The organism is Shigella sp. SIG3 (assembly GCF_053555855.1).
The window spans coordinates 18,651-28,380 of sequence record NZ_JBQZXE010000038.1; the positions used below are offsets into that span (position 1 = coordinate 18,651).

6 protein-coding genes and 2 pseudogenes are annotated in these 9,730 nt (G+C 53.0%); 1 reads left to right on the forward strand and 7 read right to left on the reverse strand.

Annotation, left to right across the window (positions count from 1 at the left end; genetic code table 11):
• Positions 1-132: 132 nt before the first annotated feature.
• Complete coding sequence (gltP, locus tag ACUU1I_RS09375) at positions 133-1,446, forward strand: glutamate/aspartate:proton symporter GltP (protein ID WP_000789593.1); 1,314 nt, start codon at positions 133-135, stop codon at positions 1,444-1,446.
• 77 nt (positions 1,447-1,523) lie between these two features.
• On the opposite strand, the gene yjcO is transcribed toward gltP, so the two are convergent.
• From yjcO to ACUU1I_RS09410, 7 genes and pseudogenes are all read right to left on the reverse strand, one after another.
• Entirely contained in the window at positions 1,524-2,213 is a 690-nt protein-coding gene (gene yjcO, locus ACUU1I_RS09380; protein ID WP_000719883.1) for a Sel1 family TPR-like repeat protein YjcO, read from the reverse strand.
• Between the two features lie 93 nt (positions 2,214-2,306).
• Positions 2,307-4,454 (reverse strand): annotated as a pseudogene (gene fdhF, locus ACUU1I_RS09385) (formate dehydrogenase subunit alpha).
• Between the two features lie 197 nt (positions 4,455-4,651).
• Positions 4,652-6,118 carry a multidrug efflux transporter outer membrane subunit MdtP gene (mdtP, locus tag ACUU1I_RS09390; RefSeq protein WP_000610572.1) on the reverse strand — a complete coding sequence of 489 codons (1,467 nt, stop codon included), beginning with the start codon at positions 6,116-6,118 and terminating at the stop codon, positions 4,652-4,654.
• Positions 6,115-8,166, reverse strand: a pseudogene (gene mdtO, locus ACUU1I_RS09395) (multidrug efflux transporter permease subunit MdtO). The gene mdtP and the pseudogene mdtO overlap by 4 nt, the downstream one beginning before the upstream one ends.
• Positions 8,166-9,104 carry a multidrug efflux transporter periplasmic adaptor subunit MdtN gene (locus ACUU1I_RS09400; protein WP_000446371.1) on the reverse strand — a complete coding sequence of 313 codons (939 nt, stop codon included), beginning with the start codon at positions 9,102-9,104 and terminating at the stop codon, positions 8,166-8,168. Before ACUU1I_RS09400 ends, mdtO begins: the two are co-directional and overlap by 1 nt.
• An 18-nt stretch (positions 9,105-9,122) precedes the next feature.
• Positions 9,123-9,398: a YtcA family lipoprotein gene (locus ACUU1I_RS09405; protein WP_024260654.1), complete on the reverse strand. Its 276-nt coding sequence runs from the start codon at positions 9,396-9,398 to the stop codon at positions 9,123-9,125.
• A 208-nt stretch (positions 9,399-9,606) separates the two neighbouring features.
• Positions 9,607-9,730: alkyl sulfatase C-terminal domain-containing protein (locus ACUU1I_RS09410; RefSeq protein WP_449144833.1), on the reverse strand; the 124-nt coding region annotated here is incomplete at its 5' end.

The window sequence follows — 9,730 nt, forward strand, 5'->3', positions numbered from 1 at the left end:
CCGCGCAAATGATACTGATCATAAGCGTTAAAAAAATCTACAAACCAACGCAACACAATTCATGCCCTGGCAGTATGTCACGTTCTCGCGTTTCTGAACGGGGAACGGCGCTCCATTGAGGAAGTTATTCTGATGAAAAATATAAAATTCAGCCTGGCCTGGCAGATTCTGTTTGCTATGGTGCTGGGCATTCTCCTGGGAAGCTACCTGCACTACCATAGCGACAGCCGCGACTGGCTGGTCGTCAATTTGCTCTCTCCGGCGGGTGATATCTTCATCCATCTGATCAAAATGATTGTTGTGCCGATTGTGATCTCCACGCTGGTGGTGGGTATCGCGGGTGTTGGTGATGCCAAACAGCTCGGGCGTATTGGCGCGAAAACCATTATTTACTTCGAGGTGATCACCACCGTCGCCATCATTTTGGGGATCACTCTGGCGAACGTCTTCCAGCCCGGTGCCGGGGTGGATATGTCGCAGCTGGCGACCGTCGATATCTCGAAATATCAGAGCACTACGGAAGCGGTACAAAGCAGTTCCCACGGCATTATGGGCACGATTTTGTCGCTGGTGCCGACGAACATTGTGGCGTCGATGGCGAAAGGCGAAATGCTGCCGATCATCTTTTTCTCGGTGCTGTTTGGTCTGGGGCTTTCTTCCCTGCCCGCGACGCATCGTGAACCGCTGGTGACCGTGTTCCGCTCCATCTCTGAAACCATGTTTAAAGTGACTCACATGGTGATGCGTTATGCACCGGTGGGTGTGTTTGCGCTGATTGCGGTGACGGTGGCTAACTTTGGTTTCTCGTCTCTGTGGCCACTGGCGAAACTGGTGCTGCTGGTGCATTTCGCCATTCTGTTCTTCGCGCTGGTAGTGCTGGGAATTGTGGCACGTCTGTGCGGGTTAAGCGTCTGGAGCCTGATTCGTATTCTGAAAGATGAGCTGATTCTGGCGTACTCCACTGCCAGCTCTGAAAGCGTACTGCCGCGAATTATTGAGAAGATGGAAGCCTACGGAGCACCGGCGTCGATCACCAGCTTCGTGGTGCCGACCGGTTACTCTTTTAACCTTGATGGTTCGACGCTGTATCAAAGTATTGCCGCTATTTTCATCGCTCAGCTGTATGGCATTGACCTGTCCATCTGGCAGGAAATCATTCTGGTGCTGACGCTGATGGTGACCTCGAAAGGGATTGCTGGCGTGGCTGGCGTGTCGTTTGTGGTGTTGCTGGCAACGCTGGGTAGCGTAGGTATTCCGCTGGAAGGTCTGGCGTTTATTGCTGGTGTTGACCGTATCCTCGACATGGCGCGTACTGCGCTGAACGTGGTGGGTAATGCGCTGGCGGTGCTGGTGATTGCCAAGTGGGAACACAAATTTGACCGCAAAAAGGCGCTGGCTTATGAGCGTGAAGTGCTGGGCAAATTTGATAAAACTGCGGATCAATAATTGAAGATTGCCGGGGATATCCCCCGGCAATGTGTGGATGCCTGATGCGACGCTTGCCGCGTCTTATCAGGCCTACCTTAACCGTTGGTTAATTTTTCAAACTCTTCACACCCGGTATCAAACCCTTCCATACAGCTCAGGTTCAACCAGTGCAGCGCCTTTTGTTTGTTCTTCTCGATAAAACCTTCCTCACCGTTTAAGAACATCATTCCCGCCCAGTACTCGGAATAACCGGTTCGGGAAATTGCAGAGCTGCGTTTGAAATACCAGGTTGCCTTGTCATCGTCGGCCTTAATGCCCACGCCGTTGGCGTAAATCAAACCAAGCAGCATTTGGGCATCGACGGCGGAGTCATTCTCCAGATCTTCCGAGGCGTTTTCTAACAGCGAAATCGCCTTTGGATAATCCGGTTTACCCGCTTGAGTATTTACCAGAATATGCGCCAGCGTTACTTCACCTTCTTTACTGCCCGCTTGCGCCGCTTTCTCTGCAAGAACTTTTGCTTGTGGATAGTCCAGACTGACCGGATTGGTGATTTTGATCTGCGCCAACAGCGCGCAGGCATCAGCATCACCGCTGTCGGCGGCTTTCTGTGCCCAATATTCGGCTTTGCTCAAATCGCCGGAGCTAAACCAGCTGTCGGCAAGAAAATATTGTGCGCGTTGGTCCCCGGCCTCTGCTGCCTTTAAATACTGGCTGCCAGGCTCGGAGTCGTTCGCGTGGGCAAAGAATGTCAAAAACAACATCAATGCGATAATTTTTTTCATTTTGATAATACGATTGGGTAGGGAGTAACCAGTATAAAGAGTTCGAATGGATAAAAAAACAGCCTCCGAAAGGAGGCTGTAGAAAGGACTGTATTACGCCAGTGCCGCTTCGCGCAGGCGAGTTTTCAACTTGTTGTACTCGTCAATCAGGTACTGCTCGGCGGCGCGCTGATCGGAGATCGGCTCGACGCGCACGGCGCAGTATTTGTATTCCGGCGTTTTCGTAATCGGGCTTAAGTTTTCGGTAACCAGCTCGTTACAGGCACCAATCCACCACTGGTAGGTCATGTAAATCGCCCCTTTGTTCGGACGATCGCTGACCTGCGCACGGGTGATAATTTTGCCTTTACGCGAGTGCACTCAAACCAATGCCTCATCTTCAATACCCAGACGTTTGGCGTCTTCGGTATTGATTTGTGCGTAGCCAGGTTCATCAGCCAGCGCCGCCAGTGCCGCACAGTTACCGGTCATCGAACGGCAAGAGTAGTGACCAACTTCACGCACCGTTGACAGTACCATCGGGTACTCGTCGGTGAGTTTGTCGATTGGCGCTACCCAGTCGCAGGTGAAGAACTGCGCCAGACCGTTCGGGGTATCAAACTTCTCTTTAAACAGATAAGAAGTCCCCTGATCGGCATCTGAAGTATCGCGGCAAGGCCACTGAATGAAGCCCAGTTCGCCCATTTTCTCGTAAGTCGCACCGTAGAAATCCGGGCACAGATGACGCAACTCATCCCAGATCTCCTGGGTGTTGTTGTAGTGCATCGGATAACCCATACGGGTGGCGATTTCACTGATGATTTGCCAGTCCGTTTTCAGATCCCATTTCGGTTCAACTGCTTTGAAGAAACGCTGGAAGCCACGGTCAGCCGCAGTAAACACGCCTTCATGCTCGCCCCACGACGTTGACGGCAAAATGACATCCGCCGCCGACGCGGTTTTGGTCATAAAGATGTCCTGAACGATGACCAGTTCCAGATCTTCAAAGGCTTTACGTACTGCCGACAGCTCCGCATCAGTTTGCAGCGGATCTTCGCCCATAATGTACGCGGCACGCACTTCGCCATGCGCTGCGCGGTGCGGCAGCTCGCTGATGCGATAGCCGGTATGAGCAGGCAGGCTTTCCACGCCCCAGGCTTTGGCGAATTTCTCGCGGTTAGCCGGATCTTTCACGTACTGGTATCCCGGATACGTATCCGGCAGCGCGCCCATATCGCAGGCACCCTGCACGTTGTTCTGACCACGAACCGGGTTTACACCCGCATGCGGCTTACCGAGGTTACCGGTCAGCATCGCGAGGCTGGTCAGAGAACGCACGGTTTCCACGCCCTGGTAGAACTGGGTTACACCCATGCCCCACAGGATGGCGGCGCTTTTCGCCTGGGCATACATCCGTGCCGCCTGACGAATCTCACTGGCGCTGACACCGGTGATATCTTCAACCGACTCCGGCGTGTAGCCTTCAACGATTTTACGATACTCTTCAAAGCCTTCTGTACGGGAAGCGACGAACGCTTTGTCGTACAGATTTTCTTCAATAATGACATGGCCCATCGCATTCAACAGCGCGATGTTCGAGCCGTTTTTCAGTGCAATGTGCATGTCAGCAATGCGCGCGGTTTCAATTTTGCGCGGATCGCAGACGATAATTTTCGCCCCGTTACGTTTAGCGTTAATTACGTGATTCGCCACGATTGGGTGGGAATCCGCCGGGTTGTACCCGAAAACGAACACTAAATCGGTATTATCAATTTCGTTAATAGCATTGCTCATTGCGCCATTACCGACCGATTGGTGCAGACCTGCAACCGATGGGCCGTGTCAGACACGAGCGCAGCAGTCAACGTTATTGGTACCAATAACGGCGCGCGCAAATTTTTGCATTACATAGTTGGTTTCGTTACCCGTACCACGCGAGGAGCCGGTCGTCTGGATGGCATCCGGACCGTACTTCTCTTTGATGGCGCTCAGGCGCTCGGCAACGTAATTCAGTGCCTCATCTCAGGAAACAGGTTCGAGTTTGCCGCCACGCTGGCGACGGATCATGGGGGTTTTCAGGCGCGGGGTCAGGATCTGGGTATCGTTAATGAAATCCCAGCCATAATAACCCTTCAGACACAGGGTACCCTGGTTGGTTTTCCCCTGCGCTGCCTCCGCCCGGACGATTTTGCCGTTATCGACGACCAGGTTGATTTTGCAACCTGATGCGCAATAGGGGCAAACCGTGACGACTTTTTTCATCGGTCTCGCTCCAGTTAATCAAATCACGCATACGCGCTCTCGACTACAGTATGCATCTTTTATGCCACATTTTATTTGGGGTCATTCCCTGATATTACGGGCACTATTTATTCAAAACTCTGACGAAAAACAGGCTGTCGTCAGTTTTGACGTGACGAAACGAAATACCGCGTGACAGCCATCACGCGGCAGACATTTTATTTTTTCTCGACGACGGGAGCCGCCTGATACCCGCCGCCCAGCGATTTCATCAACTGAATGCTTTGGATCACCCGGCGGCTGTCCAGCATCAGTAATGACATCTCTTCGGCAAGTACTGGCAACCGGGCTTCAGTGGCCTGTAAGCGGCTGGTTAAGCCGCGCTGATAGGCGGCCTCGGCAGCGCGCTGGGTGAAGCGCGTTGCTTCCACGTGTTCAGCCTGCATTTCTCGCTCGTCGTTGAGCGTTTGCAGACGCGTGCCGTTGACGGCAACGTCACGCACCGCGTTCAGTACTGACTGGTTGTAACGTTCAATCATCATGTTGCTGGCGGCGCGCGTGCCTTCGAGATTGGCATTCAACCGTCCACCGTCAAACAGCGGCAATTTCAGACCCGGGATGAAGTTGAACTGGCGACTGGTTTTTTTGAATAAGGTATCTAGGTGGATGGCATCAAGGCCGAAAAACGCTTTGATATCAAAGCTCGGATAGAACAACGCCCGCGCGGAATCCACCTGATCTAATGACGCCTGAACATACCAGCGCATGGCTTGCAGATCCGGGCGTCTGGCGAGCAACTCATAAGAGAGTGTCGCCGGAATGCCGGTCTGGACTCGTGGTAATGCCACAGGTTTGATCTCCGGCATATCGCTGGCTCCCGCGCCAATCAATGCGCGCAGAGATTCTCTCGTTTCGGTGATTTGCCCTTTGACGGCAGCAATTTGTTTATCGACCGCCAGAATCTGTGCCCGCGCGCCGTGGAAAGGCACTTGTGCTTCCAGACCGTGCGCCACTTTACTTTGGTGCGCTTTCACCGCGTAATCAATCACATCGCGAGTTTGTTCTAACAGATCGAGCATCTGATAGCTGGCCTGCATACTGTAATAAAGCTGCGCTACGCCCGTGGTCAGCGATAGCTCTACTGCTGCGGTTTCTGCCAGCGCGGCATTATGCGCGCCAATGGCGGCGGCAACCGCTGAGCGATGCACACCCCACAAATCAAGATCCAGTCCGGCAAACAAACCTACTGTGGCTTCCGTATAGTACGGCCCGTCCATCCCCAGTGCGGGCGCATCCATCGCATAAGGGCTTAAAAAGCCGTTCGCCGAGACACGTTGGCGGTTAAGCATCCCTAACGCTGCCACCTGCAACTGTGAACCGGCATCTAACAAATCGGCCTGCGATTGCGCTTTTTCTTCCCGCAGTTTCGCTTCGGCGAGGGTGTGTGAACCACTTAGCGTCCGTTGGATCAGGGCATCCAACTGCGGGTCATTGAGTTGTTTCCACCACTGCGCCTGCGGCCAGCCGGAGCTGGCAAGATGAATATCATCGGCCAGTTTGATTTGTTCCGGTTTGAGCTGTTGATGAGGCGCAGAATCCTTACGTACCAGGGCACAGCCGGAAATCAGCGTCGTGCTGCCGAGAATGCTGCACAACAGCAGACGTGAAAGTTGACGATTGATCATTGCGTGGCTCCTTGTGCCTGTTCCGTGGCGGGCGTTAATGCCGGGGCTGTCCAGTCTGGCAAGCGGGCGAAAAGCTGGCAGACGTGTTGCTCCTGTTTTAATAAGGTGGGCAGGATGGCCTGCGAGGCGGGTGTCTCTTCAAGCGTTATTTGAGGAGAACGGCTGAGTGCGGTTGCCAGACCGGCAGCGTATTTCTCCAGGGCGTCGGCAAACTGACCTGCTCTGTCCGGCTGTAGTGCGTTATCCAGCGCCTGCGCCGAATTCCAGGTGGCATCCCAGGCGTGAAGGATATCGCGGCCCTGACGAATAACCGTTTGCGAACGTTCAATCAGTAAGGCGCGTTCTTCGCTGTCCAGTTGACGCTCCAGCGCCACGCGTTGGCACATCTCTTCACAGGCATTAAACGCCGCATGCAGACCGATACGAATTTGCAGATAAGTGCGCAGAGCCGTGACTTCCTGCTGGCGTGGGATCCGCATTACTTTACTTAACATACCCAGCGCGCCAGCCAGTTTTTGCGGCAGCGTGCGCGCTTCACTTTCAGGCCAGACAAAGGTGTAAATCATCGCGGACACCACGGTACCAATGATGATACCCAGGGCGCGATCGCGAATTTCCACCAGGTCGTACACTGGGCCAAAAACGTTTTCGAGCGTGGCGAGCGCGAAGGTGACCACCATCTGTGTGCCGATATAAGAAGAGCGTTCAGAGCTGGTGGCAATCTATGCGCCCAACAGGAAAATCGGTGCCAGCACAAACAGCAATTCGACAATATTGTCCAGCCAGGGCATGACCAGTAGCGTGAATAACAGCGCCAGAATCGCGCCGCAAAAGGCCCCGCCAAAACGCAGCACCATCTTCTGGTACGACGAACCGACATTTGGATTAGCGACGATCACGCAGGTCAGCATACAGGTGTGAATGCCTTCCCAGTCCACGCCGCTGTAAAAGGTGTAGCAGATCAAACAGGCGAGCAATGTTTTTACCGCGTAGCGTATATAGTCTGGATTGGTAAAAGCATCGGCGACCATTGATGGCGGTTTGGCGGCGGGCGTTGGCGGCGTATTCGGGTTCATCTGGCCCAGTTGTAACAACGTCTGGCAGATATTCTCCAGGTTACATTCCCGTGCCGCCACCGCTTCACTTTCACTGATCCGCCAGTCGCTTTGCCAGCACTGACCTTCAGCAACGGCATGCTGCAGCTTGTTGATTTCTGAGGCTAATTTTTGCCGAAATTCAATAATTGCCTGAGAATCAGCAAAAGAGGTGGGATCGTAGCGATTCAGCGTCGAGTAAATGTAGGTTACCGTTGCCACGCAGCTTTGCCACCATGCGCTTTGAGTTCGCCAGTTGGCATCGTCCGCGAGACAAAAGACATTCAGTTTTTGCAGCGCCAGCGCCTCTCTTTCAATCCGCGTTTCGGGTAGCGGTGCGAGGCTGTCCGTCAGGTGGCTAATGGCATCATCAAGCAGATCATTAAGCGCTTGATGCATTTGCGTAATGGCACGATTGGGAAACCACAGCACGCCGATTAACGTCATCAGCAAGGTTGGATAGAGGCCAACAACGATACACCACAGCGTTAAGCGCACGACTACTTCCGGATAGTCGAGCATGGCGGGGAAGGTTTGCCCGTAAATGGCGACAATGGCGACAGCGAAAAAGACCAGTCCCAGCCGATGGGTGCGCATCAAAAACATGCAGCCCATCAGGATCGGCCCGGCGATGATCAATCGGATCAACGGTTCGCCGTATGACCATTTGTAGATCAAAAACAGGCTGCCGATCTCCAGCACCGTGGCAACCACAAACAAGATCGCCACAAATTTGGTGTAAAACGCGTTCGACTGAATACCGTAAAACAGCACTGCCAGCGATAACGCCACAAAAGGGATCTCAAAAGTCATCGAGATCAGAATCACCAGCAGGCAGCCTACCCAGAGTTGCACGATCTGCGGCACGCGGCCGGGTCGCCGCTCGCTTAACTCTTCATGAAAGAACGCCAGCAGCCTGACCACCGGTAATGGCAGGGAGTTGAGCGCGCTCATTATTGCGGCTCAAGATTAGCGACTGCCGAAGCGCCGATGCGGAACATTTCCGGGTCAGGTTTATCGACCATGATTTTGACCGGAAAACGCTGGGCAACGCGGACCCAGTTAATAGAACGAGACACTTTTGGCAGGCCGCCCAGCACCAGGCCGCCGTCATCCGGTAGCACGCCGTAGCCAATCGAATCCACTTTACCCTCGAAGGTTTTGCCGCTGTCACTCATCAGGCGAATCGTTGCGGGTGTACCTGAGCGAATATTTTTCAGATCGGTTTCGCGGAAGTTGGCGATCACGTACCAGTGACGAGTGTCGATGAGGGTAAAAATAGGGCGCATGGCAGAAGCAAATTGCCCGACGGAGGTTTTGAGGGAAATGATCCGGCCATCAAATGGCGCGCGAACGGTCGTCATTTCCAGATGTAGTTTGGTCAGGGCAATATCCGCTTCTGCGGCGCGCTGCGCCGTTCTTGCACGGTCAACGTCTTCTGCTGAGACAAAACCCTCTTTCAGTAATGGCTCGGTGCGGCGTAATGTATCTGTGGCCTGTTTCGCGGCGGCACGGGCTTTTTCTACCGTGGCATTAACCGAGTCGGCACCAAACTGTTGGGCGTCAACGCTACGCTGGGTGAGCATAATTTGCTTATCCAGCGCCGCGAGGGAGGCTTCGGCTTTCGCCAGGTTGGCTTCGTACGGGCGCGGGTCGATGCGGAACAGCAAATCGCCCTGTTTCACCGCCTGGTTGTCGGTGACCGCCAGTTCTACAATGCGACCGCTGACTTCCGGCACCACATCAATGGTATCTGCTGACGCGTAAGCGTCATTAGTTGATGGCGCACTGTCTACGCGCCAGATAACGAAAACAAGGGCAACCAGCGCCAACGCAACCACTAACAGAGCAGGGAATTTACTGCGAGGTGCTTTTTTCGGCGTACTTTCCATGAGCGCGTCTCAAATAGATTAGAAAAATGCCAGCCAGAACAGCATGGCGTAGAGAGCAAAAAGGGCGGTATAAATAATTCCGACAAATGCCAGATTGATATTTGCCCGCTGAATAACTCGCCTCGTGATGAGCGTCAAAATAAGGCTGGCAATGGCGCAGAAAAACCAGCTGGGATAATAAGCGCCGATCACCGGGATTGCCGGAGATAATGAGCATCCCGAAACCATGAAGACGGGAATTATCCAGGCTGTTTTTTTGAGGTGTATCGCCATGCGAGAGAGAACTGTTGGCATATTAAATACATCCTGTCTGCTGCGAACAATATCTGTAGTGAATATCAATATCCATTGAAGGCGTCAGTATGGCTATTTTCTCGATGAATAAAAATAGCTTTATCCAGCCACCGCATTCATAACTTATATATTTTATTTATTAATTGGCTGTATATATTTTTAAAATAAATGCTTTTGGGGGCTTCAGCGCCCCCAAAAGCGAGTGACATTAATTTGGGGTTACGATATTCACCCACAAATCGAAATTATCCAGACAGGCGATAATTTCTTCCAGTTTCGCGCCATTGCCAATAATTTTGGCTCTCTTCGCTTTCACCAGATCCGCCATTTTT

What these genes read in the sequence shown, in the direction of transcription:
- ACUU1I_RS09405 (WP_024260654.1), bottom strand. Translation starts at nt 9,398, where the DNA reads ATGCCAACAGTTCTCTCTCGCATGGCGATACACCTCAAAAAAACAGCC.
- gltP (WP_000789593.1), top strand. Translation starts at nt 133, where the DNA reads ATGAAAAATATAAAATTCAGCCTGGCCTGGCAGATTCTGTTTGCTATG.
- mdtP (WP_000610572.1), bottom strand. Translation starts at nt 6,118, where the DNA reads ATGATCAATCGTCAACTTTCACGTCTGCTGTTGTGCAGCATTCTCGGC.
- ACUU1I_RS09400 (WP_000446371.1), bottom strand. Translation starts at nt 9,104, where the DNA reads ATGGAAAGTACGCCGAAAAAAGCACCTCGCAGTAAATTCCCTGCTCTG.
- yjcO (WP_000719883.1), bottom strand. Translation starts at nt 2,213, where the DNA reads ATGAAAAAAATTATCGCATTGATGTTGTTTTTGACATTCTTTGCCCAC.